The sequence below is a fragment of the Burkholderia lata genome (assembly GCF_902499025.1).
Lineage (GTDB): Bacteria > Pseudomonadota > Gammaproteobacteria > Burkholderiales > Burkholderiaceae > Burkholderia > Burkholderia lata_C.
Window position 1 is genome coordinate 1 of sequence record NZ_CABVPW010000028.1, and the last position, 17,382, is coordinate 17,382.

Here is a 17,382-nt window from a genome sequence, read left to right on the forward strand (position 1 = left end):
CGCCCTCGGCGGCGGCGCAGGTACCGCGGCAGGCAACGCGATGGGCGGCCGCACGGGCGGCCTGCTGGGTGCGGCTGTCGGCGGCGGCGCCGGCGCGGCGCTCGGCGGCAACATGTCGCGCAGCTCGTACGAACGCGATTACGGCGGCCGCGGCGATCGTGGCTATCACCACCGCAAGCATCGCCATCACCGCGACTGGGACTGATCGCCGCTGGCGTGGCACGGTGCGCGACCCGCGCACCGGCGCGCCGACGGCGTCGGCACCCGACGCAGGATTCGGCCCGGCGGCCTGCCGGGCCGTCATCGCCGGCCAGACCGGCGAACCCTTTCCGGCTTCATCAGCCGCGGCCAGGTACCCGATCGACGGGCTGGCAAGTTTCCCTCCTCGCTGCATCTCCCCGTTTCCCGACTACACCGACTCTCGCGACTGAATGCGTCCGGGCAGTGTCGGCACCATTCGCGTTCCGTTCGATCCCGTTGGCCTGTTCTCCGGCCTGACGACGGCTAATGATTGGCGCGGTGCGGCTTGCTGCCGTGCGCACGTTGTTCCTCACAGATCTCCGTAACCCGATGTATCGCGACCTGGATGCGCGACCGGAATGACTGCGGCTGTTCGCCAGCGCTTCCTGCGTCCCGGCGAACGGGCGCGTTGCCCGGCCCGTCAGGATTTCCCTGATAGCCAGACCGTCGCGCCACGCTTCCTGACCGCGTATCGCGGGTGTCGGCGGGTAGTGGGAAATCGAATGGAATCCATCGCAACATTTAATTGGTCGATTGCGAACGACTTCGCTATCGTCGGCGATGCTCGCGTACGGCATCGCACCGTGCCGCTGGCCGCGCCTCGCCGCATGATCGCGAGCGCCACGGCCCGGTCGCCGGCCCCACAAGCATGGGCCGACGCGTCCGATGAACCGGACGAACCCGTCGCGAAGCCTGGCCGACCGAACGAAGGCGCATGCGCCTTCAAGCCACCCCGGCAACGACGTCCCGCCGCCGCATGCGTGCCCCACGCGCGTGCGTGCCGCCCGATGTCGTTGGTGCCCGGGGCCGGACCAACCCATTGCCTGGATGCACTATGTCTAAGACAACGTATTACGCGCCGCATGGCGGCCACCCGCCGCAGACCGATCTGCTGACCGATCGCGCGATGTTCACCGAGGCGTACGCGGTGATCCCGAAGGGTGTGATGCGCGACATCGTCACGAGCTGGCTGCCGTTCTGGACGAACACGCGCCTGTGGGTGATCGCCCGCCCGCTGTCGGGTTTCGCCGAAACCTTCTCGCAGTACATCGTCGAAGTGAACCCGGGCGGCGGCAGCGACAAGCCCGAGCAGGACAAGAACGCCGAAGCCGTGCTGTTCGTCGTCGAAGGTGAAGCCGAGCTGACGCTGCAAGGCAAGAAGCACGTGCTGAAGCCGGGCGGCTACGCGTTCATTCCGCCGGGCGCGGACTGGACGCTGCACAACGTCAGCGATGCCGCGGTGCGTTTCCACTGGGTGCGCAAGCACTACCAGGCCGTCGACGGCATTCCGCTGCCGGAAGCCTTCGTGACCAACGAGCAGGACGTCGAGCCGATCCCGATGCCGGGCACCAACGGTGCATGGGTGACGACGCGCTTCGTCGACATGAGCGACATGCGTCATGACATGCACGTCAACATCGTGACGTTCGAGCCGGGCGGCGTGATTCCGTTCGCTGAAACGCACGTGATGGAGCACGGGTTGTATGTGCTCGAAGGGAAGGCTGTTTATCGCCTGAACCAGGATTGGGTCGAGGTCGAAGCCGGTGACTTCATGTGGCTGCGCGCGTTCTGCCCGCAGGCTTGCTATTCGGGTGGCCCTGGCCGCTTCCGTTACCTGCTGTACAAAGACGTGAACCGTCACATGAACCTGTTGCTGAACCCGGCGCGTTAAGCGTCGAGCGATACGCGACTCGGATGACAAAGCCCGCTGGTGAAAACCGGTGGGCTTTTTTTCATCGCGACTCCTGCACTGAATGTCGCTGGACTACGTTGGTGCTAGATGTAGAGGTCTATAAGCGGGTTGGGTAATTCAGTATATGGATTATTAATCGGAGTCACCGTCTGTATGTTGGTCAGGTTTTGAGGCGGTTGATGGCGTCGAATTTTGATTCGAATTGTTCTCGGATTCAATCATTGTTACTCGATCTGCCATGGAAAGAATTTTCTCAACATCTTTGACTGAATATCCTTCGAGGTGAGTCACTTCATTCTCCTTCGTTGTAACAATTACCTTGCGACTGGCGCGTGTCTTGAGCCAAGCTGAAACGATTGTAGCAACTGCCGTTGATGATGCGACAGTTTGAGCAATGGTAATAAGTTCCCCCGATGCCATGATTCCGCTGGAGAAGGTTTCAACTGGACTGTACTTGATGGAGGCTTGATTAAGTTCGGAAAGAAAGGAGTCTTTGCTGTGTTTAAATAAAACAAAAGTGGTGATCATGATGTCGGATTGGATGGGGGTGAAGGGTGTGAAAATTTTAATTTATCGTTTATGGAAATTGTTTGGATTTTAAGTATTATAGATGATCGTGAATGTGATGAAGCGTAAAAGCTTGCAAGAATTATGAGCCAATCGTGCTAGCAGAGTGCTGTTTTATTCTGCTAAGGGAGGAGGTACATGATCACCGATGTATGCGGCGACGTGTCACTTTCCTTCGTACGACCTCCCACTCCTTCCGCGATTGTCTTGAGAGCCGTTCAGCCTGCTGTACGTCGTCATCTGCATAGGGCAAGTGTCAGCACCGGCGGGGCGGCGCCGTGAAGGTTGTGTCGTTTGCGAGGGCGATGTTCGTTACGGCCCGAGTGCGTGTGTCGCGAGCATCGCGACCTGCAACCGCGTATCGGGCGACAAGCCGTCCTCCATCAACCACACCGCCGACAAGCCCGACCACGCGAGAATCCACTGCAGCAGCCGACGCCTGTCGAGCTGCGCGGCGTCGGCCAGGAGCGTAACGCGCTGTTCGAAGCGCATGCGATCGACCGCAATATCGTGCGAGGGATTGCAGAACAGGTTCGCGTAGTCGAACGCGCGATCGCCGCGCAGCCCTTTCGGGTCGATCGCGAGCCAGCCGCGTTCGCCGAAATGGAGGATGTTGCCGTGATGGATGTCGCCGTGCAGGACGACTTCGTCGACGGACGGCCCGGCCAGCAACTGGCGAGCGACCGTTGCCGAGCGACGAAGCACGTCATTGGCTGAAGCATCCGACAACAGCGAGTGAAACCAGTCGTGCAGCGGCACGACCGAAGGCGGCTCCGAAGCACGATGCGCATGAAGCCGCGCAACGACGTCGCAGGCGATGCGCATCGCATCATCGTCGCGCCCCGATACGGAATAACCGGCCAGCGTCGGCACGGGACGCGCGCGTTCGAGCAGCACCGCATCGCAGTCGTGCTGCCACACCTGCGCGGCGCCTTGCCCGTTCCACCAGGTCATCAACGCGTTGCCGCGACGCTCTTCGTCGCAGGTAGCGACCTTCAGCATCGCGGGCCGGCCTTGCCAGACGACCGGCAGCAGGCCGCCGCTCGCGGTCAGGATCGGATTGCCGTCGGGAACGAGGCCCCACAGGCCGAGGTATCGATCGAACATCACGCGATGCTACAGCCGAACCGGATCGGGTGCAGCGCGGCTCGCTCGACGCGTGCGTCACACGGTCGCAGATATGACGCGAACGGCCCCGACACACTTTCCTAAATAAAATTTAGCCAGCCAAACTTTGGCTAAAGAATGTTCCGGTTTCGCGCCATCCCTTCGACAATGCGCGCCTTTCGTGACTGTCGGCGTCTCTCGATCGCCGGCCGTCGCAGCATCGAAGAAGGAGCCTGACTTGACCGACCACACCGCATCCCCGCCACCCCCACCCGCACCGCCGCCGCGCCGCCGCCGCATGTGGCGCACGCTCGTGGGCGCGCTGCTCGGCCTGACGGTCGCCTGCGCGGGCATCGGCGCATGGACGATCCAGCGCATCTGGACGCAGTTGCCGTCCGTCGAGCACCTCGCCGTCTATCGTCCCGCGCTGCCGCTGCGAATTTTCTCGCGCGACGGCGACCTGCTGGCCGAATACGGCGTCGAACGGCGCGAGTTCGTGCCGCTCGAACGCATCCCGCCGCTGACGCGGCAGGCACTGCTCGCGGCCGAAGACGCGAAGTTCTACCAGCACGGTGCGGTCGATTTCGGCGGCCTCGCACGCGCGACGTTCGCGAACGTCGTGACGGGGCAGCCGGGGCAGGGCGGCAGCACGATCACGATGCAGGTCGCGCGCAACTTCTACCTGACGCGCGACAAGGTACTGAGCCGCAAGCTCGCCGAGATCCTGATGGCGACCAAGCTCGAACGCGAATACAGCAAGGACAAGCTGCTCGAGCTGTACATGAACGAGATCTATCTGGGCGAGCGGGCGTACGGTTTCGCGGCGGCCGCAAACGTGTATTTCGGCAAGCCGCTCGACGCGCTGAGCGCGGGCGAGGCGGCCGTGCTCGCGGGGCTGCCGAAGGCGCCGTCCGCGTTCAACCCGGTCGTCAATCCGGCACGTGCGACCGCGCGACGCAATTACGTGCTCGGCCGCATGCATGCGCTCGGCCAGCTCGACGACGCGACGTATCGCGCGGCCGTCGATGCGCCGATCGCACTGGCAACTACGCCGCCGCCGGGGATCATCGCGGCGCCGTACGTCGCCGAGCGTGCGCGCCGGATGATGGTCGAGCGCTTTCACGACGATGCCTATACGCTCGGCCTCGACGTGACGACGACCATCTCGATGCGCGACCAGCGCGCGGCCGAAGCATCGCTCGCACGCACGCTGAACCGCCAGCCGCGCGCGAAGCGCGATGCGCGCAACGGGCTCGAAGGCGCACTGGTATCGCTCGACGCGGCAACGGGCGACATGCTCGCGCTCGTCGGCGGCGCGGATTTCAACCGCAACGTGTTCGACCATGCGCTGCAGGCGTATCGCCAGCCGGGCTCGAGCTTCAAGCCGTTCGTCTATTCGGCGGCGCTGGAAAAGGGCTACTTCCCGGGCGTGCTCGTCGACGATACGCAGCGCACGCTCACGCATGAGGAAACCGGCGCACGGCCGTGGCGCCCGCGCAATTTCGCCAACAACTACGAGGGCTTCATCCCGGTGCGGCGCGGGCTCATGCGCTCGAAAAACCTGGTCGCGGTCAGCCTGATGCAGGCCACCGACGCGCGCTACGTGCAGCAGCACGCGGTGCACTTCGGCTTCGACGCGCAGCGCAATCCGGCGTCGCTGCCGCTCGCGCTCGGCGCGGGCGCCGTGACGCCGCTCGAACTGGCGAGCGCGTACAGCGTATTCGCGAACGGCGGCACGCGGATGGAGCCGCGCCTGATCCTGTCGGTGAAGCAGCGTCACGGCGGCGCGATGTACGAAGCGACGGCGCCGGCAGGCGAGCGCGTCGTGTCGACGCGCAACGCGTTCGTGATGGACAGCATGCTGCGCGACGTCGTGAAGTCCGGCACCGCGCGCGGCGCGCTTGCGCTGCGCCGCGACGACGCGGCCGGCAAGACGGGCACGTCGAACGGATCGAAGGACGTGTGGTTCGCCGGCTACTCGTCGGGCATCGTCGCGGTCGCGTGGCTCGGTTACGACACGCCGCGCCCGATGGGGCGTGCGACCGGCGCATCGCTGGCGCTGCCGGTCTGGCTCGACTACATGAAGACGGCCGTCGACGGGCGCACGCCGGTCGAGGCAACGCAGCCGCAGGGCGTTGCGCTCGTCGACGGCGACTTCGTCTACGCCGAATACACGCGCTGCACGTGCACGGCCGACGTGCCTTCGTACATCCGCAGCCGCTTTGCATGCGGAGGTGCGGCGGCCGATGCGTCCGATACGCCGGGCGACCACGGCAAGCCCGCCGAGCCGATGCCTGCCGCGGTCGACGCGGCCGAGCGCGAACGCGTGCTCGACCTGTTCCGGACGGAAGACTGACGCGCACCATGCATACGCTTTATCTGATTGCAATCGTCGCGGAAGCGATGTCGGGGGCGCTGATGGGCATGCGTCGCGGGATGGACCGCTTCGGGCTCGCGCTCGTCGGTGCGGTGACGGCGCTCGGCGGCGGCACCGTGCGCGACGTGCTGCTCGGCCACTATCCGCTCGGCTGGATCGCGCATCCGGAGTACCTGGTGATCACGCTCGTCGCGGCGACCGTCGCGTCGTGGGTCGCACGGCATGTCGCGCGGATGAAGACGCTGTTCGTCACCGTCGACGCGATCGGCCTCGCGGCCTTTACGATCATCGGGTGCGACATCGGCGCGTCGACGGGCGCGGTGCCGATCATCGTCGTGCTGGCCGGCGCGATCACGGGTGTCTGCGGCGGAATGCTGCGCGACCTGCTGTGCAACGAGATGCCGCTGATCCTGCGCGAGGAACTGTATGCGAGCGTCGCGTTCGTCACGGGCGCGCTCTATGTCGGGATGCAGCATCTCGGCATCGATGCGGGCTTCGCGACGGTCGTCGCGCTGGCGGCCGGGTTCTCGATGCGGATGCTCGCCGTGCGGCTCGGGTGGAAAATGCGGACGTTCGGCGCGGCGGATCTCGAGCACTGAGCAGAAAGGTTCGCCACCCGCGCGGCGGGTGGGGGGGCGCGAGCGGTGACGGCCCGGGCGTTCGGGTGAGCGCCCGGGCCGAACGGAACGTCAGTCGGCCTGCATCACCTGGAAGACGTTGCCTTCCGGATCGACGCCGTCGTACATCGTGTACGCGAACCCGTCATAGCGCTTGAGGACGCGCACCGTCACGCCGTCGCCGGCCATCCGGTCGCGATGCACGCCGATGTCCTGGCCGATCGAGAACACGAGCTTCACGTGACTGGCTTCCGCGCGCGCTTCTGGATCAGCGGGCACCGCGTGGCGGAACGCCGGGCCGGCGAGATGCAGCGCGAGCTCGATAGCGCCTGCGCCGAGCACGACCCACTCGTTTTCGATTTCCTCGACGACGGGCAGATCGAAATGCCGTTGGTAGAACGTCTTGAGCGACGCCACGTCCTGGACGTACAGGATGATGCGGGTCATCGGAAGCGGCACGTGATTCTCCTTGAAGGGGATGCGCGAAGCGCGAATGATGCGTTGTGAAAGTCGTTGCTGTCGATCATGCATGACATCACGCGGTGCAATACCCACGCGACACGCGACACGCGCCCGCACTACGCGGGCACCATCACCGGCGGCGCACCGTCGCCGGTGTCCACCATCTTCACCGCGAATCCGTAGCACTGCGCGATATGCGCCGGCGTCATCACGTCGCGCGGCGTGCCGTGCGCGACGATCGTGCCGTCGGCGAGCATCGCGATCGTATCCGCATGCCGTGCGGCGAGGTTCGGATCGTGCACGATCGCGAGCACGCCGAGCTGCCATTCGCGTGCAACGGCGCGTACGGTTTCGAGCAGGCGGTGCTGGTGCGCGAGATCGAGCGCGGCGGTCGGCTCGTCGAGCAGCAGGTAACGCGGGCCGTTTTCCGTTGCATCTTCGTCCGGCCACAGCTGCGCGAGCACGCGAGCGAACTGCACGCGCGCGAGTTCGCCGCCCGACAGCGTCGTGACGTCGCGGCCGACGAGTGCATCGGCGCCCGCGCGTTCGAGTGCCCGCCACGCGATCTCGCGATCGCGATGCGACGTCGCACCGCTGCGCCGCGCATGCGGATAACGGCCGAGCAGCACGATTTCGTCGACGCTGAACGGGAACGCCGGCTGCGCGGCTTGCGGCAGCACCGCGCGCAGGCACGCGAGCCGCGGCGCGTCGATACGCGCGAGCGGTTCGCCGTTCAGCGTGATGTCGCCGGTCACGCGCACGCCGTTCGGCGCGACACCGCCGGTGAGTTCGCCGGCGAAGGTCTTCAGCAACGTGCTCTTGCCCGCGCCGTTGCGGCCGAGCAGCGCAGTGACGCGGCCGGGTTCGATCGACAGCGACAGGTTGCGCAGGATCGCGTTGTGTCGACGGGCGACGTCGAGGTGATGGGCGGTCAGCATGATCGTCGTGAAAGAAGGGTTAGCCGCCGAGCGCGCCGCGGCTCTTCCACAGCAGCGCGAGAAAGAACGGTGCGCCGAGCAGCGCGGTCAGCACGCCGAGCGGAATTTCCGCGGGCGCGGCGACGGTGCGTGCGGCGAGATCGGCGGCGAGCGTCAGCAGCGCGCCGAGCAGCGCGGCGCCGGGCAGCACGACGCGCTGGTCGGGGCCGCACGCGAGGCGCACGCAGTGCGGCGCGACGAGCCCGATGAATCCGATGATGCCCGCGCACGACACCAGCGCGCCGACCGCGAGCGCGACCGCGACGAGCACGCGCCGCTTCAGCCGCTGCACGGGTACGCCGAGGTGCAGCGCCTCGGTTTCGCCGAGCTGCAAGGCATTCAGTGCGTCGCGTTCGCGCGCGAGCAGCACGCAGCCGATCGCGACGCAAGGCGCGACGGCCGCCAGCGCGGACCATTGCGCGCCGCCGAGGCTGCCGAGGCTCCAGAAAGTGAGCGAGCGCAATTGCGCGTCGTCGGCGACGAACGTGAGGAGCCCGATTGCCGCGCCGACCAGCGCGTTGATCGCGATGCCGGCGAGCAGCAGCAGAGGCAGCGCGAGCCGGCCGCGCGACGCGGCGAGCCGGTAGACGAGCGCCGCGACCGCAAGCGCGCCCGCGAACGCCGCGATGGGCAAGGCGGCTGCGTTCACGTGAGCAGCAAAGAGTGCGGGGCCGAGCACGATCATCGTCGTCGCGCCGAGCGCGGCGCCGCTCGACACGCCGACGAGCCCCGGATCGGCGAGCGGATTGCGGAACAGCGCCTGCATCGCGGCGCCAGTCGCGCCGAAGCCGCCGCCGACCAGCAACGCGAGCGCGACGCGCGGCGCGCGGATGTCGAACAGCACCGCGCGCGCTTGCTGCGCGGCCGCATCGCCGGTCAGTGCGGCCCAGGCTTCCGCGGGCGGAATGCGATAGGCGCCGACGCACAGCGCGACGACGGACATCGCGCACACGAGGCAGGCGAGCGCGGCCAGCGCGAACGGTGCGAAGCGGCGCGACGTGCCGATGCGCGCGGCGCCGGAGCGCGACGCGGGCGACGATGCGGGGAAAGGCGAAGCATGAGCAGGCATCGGGGCGGTCCGGAATCAGGCGAGCGCATCCGACAGCCGTCGGTGCAGGGTCGTGACGGCGAGCGGCAGGCGCGGGCCGAAGCCGAGCAGGAACAGCGCATCGAGCGCCACCACGCGTTGTGCGCGGCCGGCCGGCGTCGCGCCGAAGCCGGGCGTCGCGAGTAGCGCGGCGCGGCCGCCGACGGCCGCGAGCCCTTCGTCGGAGATCAGCACGACGTCGGGCGCGGCGGCTGCGAGCGCCTCGGTCGTCAGCGGCTTGTAGTGATCGAAGCCCTGCATCGCGTTGCGCGCGCCCGCGTAGCGGATCATCGCGTCGGCGGCCGTGCGCTGGCCGGCGACGAGCGCCTGGTTGCCGGTGTGGTTCAGCACGAACAGCACGCGCGGCGGCTGTGCGCCGCCGGGCGCGCGGGCAGCGACCGCGTCGCGCGCGGCCTGCCAGTCGCGGTCGAAACGTTGCAGCAAAGCGGTGCCCGCGTCGCGCACGTCGAGCGCCTGCGCGACGCCGGTGATCTTCGCGCGCACCGATTCGACGTCGTGGCGCTCGTCGAACGTCGTCACCGCGACGCCGGCGTTTTTCACTTGCGCGATCGCGGTGGGCGGGCCGGCTTCCGCCGACGCGAGCACGAGATCGGGCCGCAGCGACAGCAACCCCTCGGCCGACAGCGCGCGCTGGTAGCCGACCTTCGGCAGCCGCTTTGCGGCGTCGGGGTACGTGCAGGTCGTGTCGGCGCCGACGAGCCGGTAGCGCGGCGTCTCGGCACCGCCGAGCGCGAACGCGGTCTCCGCGAGTGCGCCGCCGATCACGACCACGCGTTTCGGCGCGGCCGAAGCAACCTGGGCGAGCACGCTGCCGGGCAGCGCGCCCGCGAGCGCACCGGCCGCCGCGCTCGCCAGCACCGCGCGGCGGCGCGGATCGAACGGTCGCGCGCTCACCGTGCATCCCCGCGAGCCGCGGCCGGCAGCGTCGCGACGAGCGCGCGCCAGTCGTCGCGTTCGACCTTGCCGGGCTTGCGCTCACCGAACAGCAGCGCGACGTGGTCGCCCTGGCGGTCGAACAGCTCGAGCGACGTGACGATGCCGTCGCTGGTCGGCTTCTTCACGACCCACGCGGCGGCGATCAGGTCCTCGCGCACGTGCAGGTTGAAGCCCGGGTCGAGCACGTTGATCCAGGCTCCGACCTCGCGCACGTTCGCGACGGGGCCCGTATGGATCTGGATCATCCCCGCGTTGCCGACGAACACCATGATCGGCTGGCCGCTCTGTGCGGCCTGCTGGAGCACGTGACGCAGCGCATGCGCGGTTTCGACCGGATACGCGTATTGCGGATCGGCGAGGCGCAGCGCCTGCATGCGGCTCACGCCGAAGCGCTGCGTGATGCCGAAGAACTGGTGCGTGTCGGTCATCGCTTCCCACGCGGCGCGGAAGCCCGCGACGTCGATCTCGGTGTCGGCGCGCTCGGGCGTTTTCGGCGCGGCGGGCGCGACGTCGAGGCCCGGCTCCTGCGACGGTGCGCGCCAGCGTTCGACGAACGCGTCGTACGCGGCGTGGTCGCTGTGCGCGCGCAGGTAGACCTTGTGGATCGCATGGCCCTGCGCGTCGAAGAACTGCAGGCTCTTCAGCGGGCCGTGCGCGGTTTCGTCGCGCACCGCGAACGCCGATACCCAGTGACGATAGAAGATGCGCAGGTCGATATCGCCGAGCGCGAGGCCGACGGGGCCGTCGTGGCTCATCTGCGCGTATTCGCCGTCCTTTTCGTGGACGGCCGTGTCGTTGCGCGTGAGCGCCATCACGCGGCCGAGGCGCGGCATTTCCTCGAACATCGCCGGAAAGCGCGCGTCGAGCCGCACGACGTGCTCGCCGACGAACGCGGCGAGCGCCTCACCTTCGCTGACGCCGAGCGCCTGTGCAACATCGCGGTTGCGCAGCTGGCGCTCGGTCTTGAGCTTGATGAACGCGTCGCGCAGCGCGGCGGCCGCGCGGGCCGGCGTGGCCGGTTGACCGGGAAGGGCGGATTGCATCATGTCGGACTCCTTCAAGTAACGGTTGGGGTGGCAGCGCGGGCGGCGCGCATCAGAAATCCACTTTCATGCTGACGGCGACCGTGCGACCGGGCGACGTATATGCATCGAGCACCTGCGAATCGGCCGCGATGCCGCGCACGTCCGACCAGTTCCAGTACTTGCGGTCGAACAGGTTGCGGATGCCGATCGTCGCGCTCACGTGCTTGTTGAAGCGGTAGCCGCCGCGCAGGTCGACGACGAACGACGACGGTGGCGAAAAGCAGGTCTTGTTCGAGCAGTCGGACTTGTCGATGTCCTTGTCGCGCTTCGCGGCCTGGAACAGCAGGTCGGTCTGCACGTACCAGCGCTCGGTCGGCTCGTAGCGCACGCCGAACACGGCCGAGAACGGGTTGACGGTGTTCAGCGGCTGGCTGGCCGCGCCGTCGTTCTGCGTCGAGCCCTTCGTGAACGCCATCGCCGTCTTCAGCGTGATGCCGTTCGGCATCACCCATTCGGCGCGGCCTTCGAGGCCGTGAATGCGCGCGTCGGCGAAGTTCACGTACTGGAACACGAACGGGTCGGCCGGGCGGCCGCTGCCGGCGATCGTCGTGCGCGAGATGAAGTTGCGGTAGCGGCCCGTGAACGCGGCCGCGCTGTAGCGCACGACGCCGTAGCCGGTGCCGGCCTTGCCGCGCAGGCCGGCTTCGAACGTGTCGCTCGTCTCGGGCTTCAGGTTCGGATTGCCGATCGACGTGTAGCCGTACACCGGATTCGAGAAGCTGCTGTTCACCTGGTCGGGCGTCGGCGCGCGGAAGCCGTGCGCGTACTGCACGTACGGAATGACCGCGGGCGTGATCTCGTAGAGCACGGCGACGCGCGGCGACAGTTCGTTCGCGCTCGTCGATACGGCCTTGCCGGTGAACAGCGGATCGTTTTCGGTCGGGCTCAGCCGATACGTGTCGAAGCGCAGGCCCGGCGTGACGAGCAGGCGGCCGTAGCCGATCTGGTCCTGCACGAACGCGCCGAACAGCGTGTAGTCGGTGTCGGGGAACGCCTTGTTCGGGAACGCCTCGCCGACGCCCGGCACCGTGCCGTCGCGCATGTTCGTCACCCGCGACACGCTGCCGTCGACGCCATACAGCAGCTTGTGCGCGAACGGGCCGGTCGCGAAGCCGCTTTCGGCGAACGCGGAGCCGCCGAACGTGCGTTCCTTGTACTGGTTGTCGCGCGAACGCGAAGCCGCCCGGCCGCGCGTCTCGAACGCATACTGGTCCTGCTTCGCGTCCTGGTAGTAGAACTGCACGTGCGCGGTCTGGAACCAGCGGAACGCATCGTCGCGGAAATCGTAGTCGACGCTGAAGCGGTTGCGCTCGAGCCGGTCGTAGGTCGTGAGGCCGAGCGTGGTCGGCGGGTTGATCGCCGACAGCACGTCGGTGCTCACGCGGCGCTGCACCGTTTCGGCGGTGAACTTGATCGTGTCGCGCGTGGTGGGCGTCAGCACGAGCTTGCCGAGCAGCGACTCCGAATAGACGTCCTGCGGGTTCGACGTGGTGCGCAGCGTGCTCGCCGAGTTGTTGCTGCCGCGCGTGTCGACTTCGTGGCCGCGCCGGCCGTCGGCGATGATCATCCCCTGCACGCGATCGTTGCCGCCCGCGGCCGACACGGTCGCGCCGACGCTGCGGTCGGTCGAGTCGTAGCTCGGCCGGAACGAGAAGTAGTAGGGCTTGTTGTAGATCGACAGCAGGTCGCGCGGATCCTTCGTGATGAAGTTCACCGCGCCGGTCAGGCCGTCGCTGCCGTACAGCGCCGAGGCCGGCCCGCGCAGGATCTCGATGCGCTTGAGCGTGTCGAGATCGGCGTAGTCGCCGCGCCCCGCTTCGAGCGGGCCGAACGAGAACGCATTCGGCAGGCGGATGCCGTCTTCCATCAGCAGCACGCGATTGCCTTCGAGGCCACGGATGTTGATGCTCGAATCGCCGTCGCGGCCGCCGCCGAGCGCCGCGCTGCCGGGCCGGTACGCGGTGCGGCGCACGGTGATGCCCGGTTCGTAGCGCAGTGCGTCCTTGATGTTGGTGGCCTGCTGTTCTTCCAGATCCTCGTCGGTGATGACCGACACGGACGCCGGCGTGCGGCTCGCGGCCGTGGCGGTGCGGTTGGCCGTGACGGTAACGGGGTCGAGCAGCGCCGCATCGCCGCGCGTGGACGCGGCAACGAGGAGGGTGGAAGGCGGGTTGGCGCCTTGCGGCGACGAATCGGCGTGAGCCGTGGCGGCGGACAGGCCGAACGCGCCGAACAGCGCGGCACAGATCGGCCGCCGCGCCAGCGTATAGCAATGCACAGGTGGTCTCCCATTGACGATGACAAGCCCGAAGGCTGGCTGGGCGACGCGTTCACCTGGCTGGCCCGCCCGCGCACGGAAGGCGGCGAGCGGCGAATTGAAAGGCAACTGATAACTTTACCAGTGTAAATGAGAATTATTATCAATACAAGAACGGAAAGCGGCGCACGTGGGTGAGCGCTTACCTGCGCGGCTCGGGCGAGCCGCGGCGGGAAATTCGGGAGAAACGCGGGCCGGGCTAGGCCAGCGCTTCGATGCGGATCAGCAGGTTGCGCGCGTGCGCGATGAACGCTTCGTGCGTCGCGCGATCGCTGTGGACGTCGAGGCCCGCCTGTTCGGCGAAGACGATCTGCTCGGTATAGAGGTCGACGAGCGCACGGCGTGCGTCAGGGGGAAGCGCGCGGATCATCGACACGATCAGCAGTTCCTGCGCGCGAAGCGTGCCGGACAGCGTCTGGACGTTCATGCTGGCCTCCTCGGACGATGCGGCGGCGAGCCGCTCTTTCCATACTAGGCGGTCGGCGTACGCAGCGCAGGCGCGGTGTTGGCGAGGCGGCGGCGGAATGCGATTCGACGGGGTAATCGACGGTGCCGTTGCGCAGCGCGAAACGTGGTGCGCGCGTCCGGCGCACCGTGAATCGAAGCGAGGGGGGCGAACGAAATCAGCTTGCCGTCTTCGCGGCCTGCGCATCGCGCACGACCTGCGCGACGCGTTCGACGAACTCGGCGTCGACGCTCGACAGCGCTTCGCGCTTGCCGTCGGGCATCTCGACCATCAGGCGATACGTGATGTCCTGCGTGGCCCATGCGAGATAGCCGACGACGGCGAGCATCACGCCGACGACGAGCACGGCGCTCGATCCGGCGATGCCGCCTGCGATGGCGGCGGCCGCACCGATCAGCGAGATCAGCGACGGCACGAGGCGGTTCTTCGGAATCTTGACGACATCGACCTGGCGGATGTCACGGAGTGCGAATACCTGCCCGGCGGCCGACAGGCCGTTGCGCGTGATCGTCACGCCGCGTTCGTTGAATGCGTTTTCCATCGTGTGTTGCGTGGACGAAAACGCGCAGCGTAGCAGGTTTCGTTGCTGCATCAAACGAGACCGACTGCCGCACGATGCGTGCGGCGTGGCCGAAAGGCGGGAAGCGGATGGAACAGGACGGCGTTCAGAACTGCAGGCGGCCGTCGCCGTAAAGGCGGCCCGGCACGTGCGAGGCGACGACCTCGGCGATCTCTTCGTCGGTCGATTCGGCCGGTACGATCTGGCGCCGCGCGGGCGCGTCGAGATGCATCGTCCATTCGACGAGGCGATACGGCCGGCCCCACGGGCGCTGCATTTCGACCGATACGCGGCAGCTCTGGACCGGCATCGAGTGTTGGCACGTCAGAATCGCGTGCAGATGGCTGAAAACGGTATCTTCGATCATCATGGCCTCCGATCCTGTCTTGTCTTGTGGGCAATCGATGGCGGCGCCGTCGGCGGTTCAAAAAAAAAGCCGCCGATGTTCAGGCGGCCAACAGGGGGGGTGAGAGCATCCTCTCAGCCCAGAATTAAGCGAAACTTAAAAGCACATAAAAAAGCGCCCCGCGTGGAGCGGGGCGCTTCTTGCCGTCGTGATCCGCGAGTTAAGCGGATGCTTTAGAACTTGTGACGGATACCGATACGTGCGGCGATCTGGTTCTTCGAACCCGTGCCCGACGTGTTGAAGTAGCTCGTGCTCGAGCCGATCTGCGCTTGCACGCCCTTGCCCGATGCTTGCTGGTACACGACCAGGCCGTACACGTCCGTACGCTTGCTGAGTGCGTAGTCGGCGATACCGTTGACCTGGTTCCAGTGCCACGAGTTGCCGTTCTGCGTCGCGTTCGTGTACGTGTAGCCGAGGCCACCCGACAGAGCCGGCGTGAATGCGTACTTCGCACCTGCTTCATACGCGTTGTAGAACGTGCCGCCTGCGCCCGAAACGGTCGAGAACTGCGTACGCGTCCACAGCAGCCATGCCGTTGCCGGGCCCCAGACGTAGCGGCCACCGACGCCGTACGTGCGCAGGTCGCGGACGTTGCCCGTGCTGATGTTGGCGATCGTCGTCGAGAATGCCGGCGACGACTGGCTCGGGAAGCGGATGTCCGTGTACGCTGCGCCAACCGACAGCGGGCCGTTCGCGTAGTTCAGGCCGAAGCTGTATGCGCGCGACGAACCTGCCGTCGTCGTCGTGCCCGACGTCGTCGCGGCTGCGCCGGCGAAGTCCGTCGAGTTCGAGAAGCCGTACAACGCGCCGAACGTGAAGCCCGAGTAGTTCGCGCTCTGGAACTTCACGGCGTTGTTGATGCGGCTCGACGTGAGCTGGTCGATGTCGTTCACGTGGTAGGCGTAGTTGCCGCCGACCGTGTTGCCGCCCGTCGAGTAGTTCGAGCCGAGGATGTCGGTCGAGAACGAGTACTGACGGCCGAACGTGACCGTGCCGTATTGCGACTGGCTCAGGCCGACGTAGGCCTGGCGACCGAAGATCGCGCCGCCCTGGCCGAGCGTGCCGTTACCGCTGTTGAAGCCGTTTTCGAGCACGAAGATCGCCTTCAGGCCGCCACCGAGGTCTTCGGTGCCGCGCAGGCCCCAACGGCTGCCCTGGGCAACGCCGTCGTCATACTTGAACAGCTTGCCCGTACCGCCGTTGGCGGTCTTGCTGTGGTTCACGTAGCTGATACCGGCATCGATGACGCCGTACAGGGTCACGCTGCTTTGTGCGTGCGCGGTGCCGGCCGTTGCTGCCAGGACGGCGATGGTCAACAGTTTCTTGTTCAAAGGATTCTCCGAGCGAATAAATGGCGTGTCCAGTTGCGGTTTCGGCGCTCTCTAAGGGCGCTTTCACGTACCGGCGGCAACTTTATCGGCGGGTCACGTAATGAATATGACAGCGACTGTCATATGAAGAATGTGTGGCGCCGATGCGACACTGAATTCTGCCCGCTTGTACAGTCGGTGGTTATACCGATTCAGACTGAGATTCGACCGGAATCAGGAATATGCACATGAAATAAGCTTGGTTGGTGGCGTTCCGGCCCCATGCCACGATCCGTGTTCCAACAAACGACACGGGACAAGAGGACACCATGCGACGTTCATTCCTGACCGGCCTCGGCGCACTCGCCGCCGCGCTGGCATTCGCGGCGCCCGGCGCGCACGCCGACCCGCAAACGCTGAAAATCGGCACGATGAGCGGCCCCGACGCACAGATCTGGACCGAGGTGACGAAGGTCGCCGCACGCGAGGGCCTCGCGATCAAGGTCATCGAATTCAACGACTACGTGCAGCCGAACGCGGCGCTCGATTCCGGCGATCTGGACGCGAACGGCTTCCAGCACCAACCGTTCCTCGACAGCCAGATCAAGCAGCGCGGCTACAAGATCGTCAACGTCGGGCTCACGTACACGGCGCCGATGGGTTTCTACTCGAAAAAGCTCAAGTCGCTGAAGGACTTGCCGGTGGGGGCGAAGGTCGGGATCCAGAACGATCCGTCGAACGGCAACCGCGCGCTGTTGCTGCTGCAGAAGTACGGCGTGATCAAGCTGAAGGCGGGCGCCGGCACCAACGGCGTGAACGCGACGCCGCTCGACGTCGCCGAGAACCCGAAGAAGATCAAGATCGTCGAACTCGACGCCGCGCAGCTGCCGCGCGCGCTGCCCGACGTCGATGCCGCGTCGATCAACACCGACTATGCGGTGAAGGCCGGGCTCACGCCGGTGAAGGATGCGATCGCGATCGAGGATCTGCGCGGCCCGTACGCGAACCTGATCGCGGTGCGCGTGCAGGACAAGGACAAGCCGTGGGTGAAGAAACTCGTCGCGGCCTATGAATCGGACGACGTGCGCAAGTTCATCGACCAGAAGTTCGGCGGCGCGATCGTGCCGGCGTTCTGAACGTTTTCACGTACCAGCC

Annotated in this window: 16 protein-coding genes and 1 pseudogene; 5 read left to right on the forward strand and 12 right to left on the reverse strand. The window is 66.6% G+C overall.

All coding sequences use genetic code 11. From position 1 onward, the window contains the following. Both BDI24065_RS25900 and BDI24065_RS25905 read left to right on the forward strand, forming a co-directional pair. A pseudogene (locus tag BDI24065_RS25900) lies at window positions 1–205 on the forward strand (hypothetical protein); the annotation flags it as partial. Window positions 206–1,075: 870 nt separating this feature from the next. Further along, a complete protein-coding gene (locus BDI24065_RS25905; RefSeq protein WP_011353825.1) occupies window positions 1,076–1,912 on the forward strand; it encodes a bifunctional allantoicase/(S)-ureidoglycine aminohydrolase in 837 nt (278 codons plus the stop codon). Between the two features lie 153 nt (window positions 1,913–2,065). On the opposite strand, the gene BDI24065_RS25910 is transcribed toward BDI24065_RS25905, so the two are convergent. Both BDI24065_RS25910 and BDI24065_RS25915 read right to left on the reverse strand, forming a co-directional pair. After that, window positions 2,066–2,461, reverse strand: coding sequence for a hypothetical protein (locus BDI24065_RS25910; protein WP_175033657.1), 396 nt, complete (start codon window positions 2,459–2,461; stop codon window positions 2,066–2,068). A 351-nt stretch (window positions 2,462–2,812) separates the two neighbouring features. Beyond that, window positions 2,813–3,607, reverse strand: a complete 795-nt coding sequence (locus BDI24065_RS25915; protein WP_175033658.1) for an aminoglycoside phosphotransferase family protein — start codon at window positions 3,605–3,607, stop codon at window positions 2,813–2,815. A 238-nt stretch (window positions 3,608–3,845) separates the two neighbouring features. On the opposite strand from BDI24065_RS25915, the gene BDI24065_RS25920 reads away from it, so the two are divergent. Then, window positions 3,846–5,963, forward strand: coding sequence for a penicillin-binding protein 1A (locus BDI24065_RS25920; protein WP_175033659.1), 2,118 nt, complete (start codon window positions 3,846–3,848; stop codon window positions 5,961–5,963). Between the two features lie 8 nt (window positions 5,964–5,971). Beyond that, window positions 5,972–6,583 (forward strand): trimeric intracellular cation channel family protein, encoded by a 612-nt coding sequence (locus BDI24065_RS25925; protein ID WP_175033660.1) that lies wholly within the window; start codon window positions 5,972–5,974, stop codon window positions 6,581–6,583. Window positions 6,584–6,673: 90 nt separating this feature from the next. Here the strand turns inward: BDI24065_RS25925 and BDI24065_RS25930 are convergent, their stop codons facing one another. From BDI24065_RS25930 to BDI24065_RS25975, 10 genes are all read right to left on the reverse strand, one after another. Beyond that, complete coding sequence (locus BDI24065_RS25930) at window positions 6,674–7,060, reverse strand: VOC family protein (RefSeq protein ID WP_175033661.1); 387 nt, start codon at window positions 7,058–7,060, stop codon at window positions 6,674–6,676. A gap of 119 nt (window positions 7,061–7,179) precedes the next feature. Next, complete coding sequence (locus BDI24065_RS25935) at window positions 7,180–8,001, reverse strand: heme ABC transporter ATP-binding protein (protein ID WP_175033662.1); 822 nt, start codon at window positions 7,999–8,001, stop codon at window positions 7,180–7,182. 19 nt (window positions 8,002–8,020) lie between these two features. Further along, window positions 8,021–9,109: a FecCD family ABC transporter permease gene (locus BDI24065_RS25940; RefSeq protein WP_175033663.1), complete on the reverse strand. Its 1,089-nt coding sequence runs from the start codon at window positions 9,107–9,109 to the stop codon at window positions 8,021–8,023. A gap of 15 nt (window positions 9,110–9,124) precedes the next feature. Next, a complete protein-coding gene (locus tag BDI24065_RS25945; protein WP_175033664.1) occupies window positions 9,125–10,042 on the reverse strand; it encodes a heme/hemin ABC transporter substrate-binding protein in 918 nt (305 codons plus the stop codon). Further along, a complete protein-coding gene (locus BDI24065_RS25950) occupies window positions 10,039–11,130 on the reverse strand; it encodes a hemin-degrading factor (protein WP_175033665.1) in 1,092 nt (363 codons plus the stop codon). Before BDI24065_RS25950 ends, BDI24065_RS25945 begins: the two co-directional genes overlap by 4 nt. Window positions 11,131–11,179: 49 nt before the next feature. Then, on the reverse strand, window positions 11,180–13,447 hold the full coding sequence (locus tag BDI24065_RS25955) for a TonB-dependent hemoglobin/transferrin/lactoferrin family receptor (RefSeq protein WP_175033666.1): 2,268 nt from the start codon (window positions 13,445–13,447) through the stop codon (window positions 11,180–11,182). 238 nt (window positions 13,448–13,685) lie between these two features. Beyond that, window positions 13,686–13,913 (reverse strand): hypothetical protein, encoded by a 228-nt coding sequence (locus BDI24065_RS25960; protein ID WP_175033667.1) that lies wholly within the window; start codon window positions 13,911–13,913, stop codon window positions 13,686–13,688. 196 nt (window positions 13,914–14,109) lie between these two features. Continuing rightward, the gene (locus tag BDI24065_RS25965; RefSeq protein WP_175033668.1) at window positions 14,110–14,493 is read right to left on the reverse strand and encodes a DUF6232 family protein; all 384 of its coding nucleotides are present in this window, start codon (window positions 14,491–14,493) and stop codon (window positions 14,110–14,112) included. A 124-nt stretch (window positions 14,494–14,617) separates the two neighbouring features. Further along, on the reverse strand, window positions 14,618–14,878 hold the full coding sequence (locus BDI24065_RS25970; RefSeq protein ID WP_011353838.1) for a DUF2866 domain-containing protein: 261 nt from the start codon (window positions 14,876–14,878) through the stop codon (window positions 14,618–14,620). A 212-nt stretch (window positions 14,879–15,090) separates the two neighbouring features. Then, entirely contained in the window at window positions 15,091–16,248 is a 1,158-nt protein-coding gene (locus BDI24065_RS25975) for a porin (protein ID WP_175033669.1), read from the reverse strand. A gap of 308 nt (window positions 16,249–16,556) precedes the next feature. On the opposite strand from BDI24065_RS25975, the gene BDI24065_RS25980 reads away from it, so the two are divergent. Next, complete coding sequence (locus tag BDI24065_RS25980; protein WP_175033670.1) at window positions 16,557–17,363, forward strand: MetQ/NlpA family ABC transporter substrate-binding protein; 807 nt, start codon at window positions 16,557–16,559, stop codon at window positions 17,361–17,363. Window positions 17,364–17,382: the final 19 nt, after the last annotated feature.

Bases quoted from the DNA above. Each gene is read 5' to 3' on its own strand.
- BDI24065_RS25925 (WP_175033660.1), top strand. From the start codon at position 5,972: ATGCATACGCTTTATCTGATTGCAATCGTCGCGGAAGCGATGTCGGGG.
- BDI24065_RS25915 (WP_175033658.1), bottom strand. From the start codon at position 3,607: ATGTTCGATCGATACCTCGGCCTGTGGGGCCTCGTTCCCGACGGCAAT.
- BDI24065_RS25905 (WP_011353825.1), top strand. From the start codon at position 1,076: ATGTCTAAGACAACGTATTACGCGCCGCATGGCGGCCACCCGCCGCAG.
- BDI24065_RS25935 (WP_175033662.1), bottom strand. From the start codon at position 8,001: ATGCTGACCGCCCATCACCTCGACGTCGCCCGTCGACACAACGCGATC.
- BDI24065_RS25910 (WP_175033657.1), bottom strand. From the start codon at position 2,461: ATGATCACCACTTTTGTTTTATTTAAACACAGCAAAGACTCCTTTCTT.
- BDI24065_RS25950 (WP_175033665.1), bottom strand. From the start codon at position 11,130: ATGATGCAATCCGCCCTTCCCGGTCAACCGGCCACGCCGGCCCGCGCG.
- BDI24065_RS25980 (WP_175033670.1), top strand. From the start codon at position 16,557: ATGCGACGTTCATTCCTGACCGGCCTCGGCGCACTCGCCGCCGCGCTG.
- BDI24065_RS25960 (WP_175033667.1), bottom strand. From the start codon at position 13,913: ATGAACGTCCAGACGCTGTCCGGCACGCTTCGCGCGCAGGAACTGCTG.
- BDI24065_RS25965 (WP_175033668.1), bottom strand. From the start codon at position 14,493: ATGGAAAACGCATTCAACGAACGCGGCGTGACGATCACGCGCAACGGC.
- BDI24065_RS25970 (WP_011353838.1), bottom strand. From the start codon at position 14,878: ATGATCGAAGATACCGTTTTCAGCCATCTGCACGCGATTCTGACGTGC.
- BDI24065_RS25940 (WP_175033663.1), bottom strand. From the start codon at position 9,109: ATGCCTGCTCATGCTTCGCCTTTCCCCGCATCGTCGCCCGCGTCGCGC.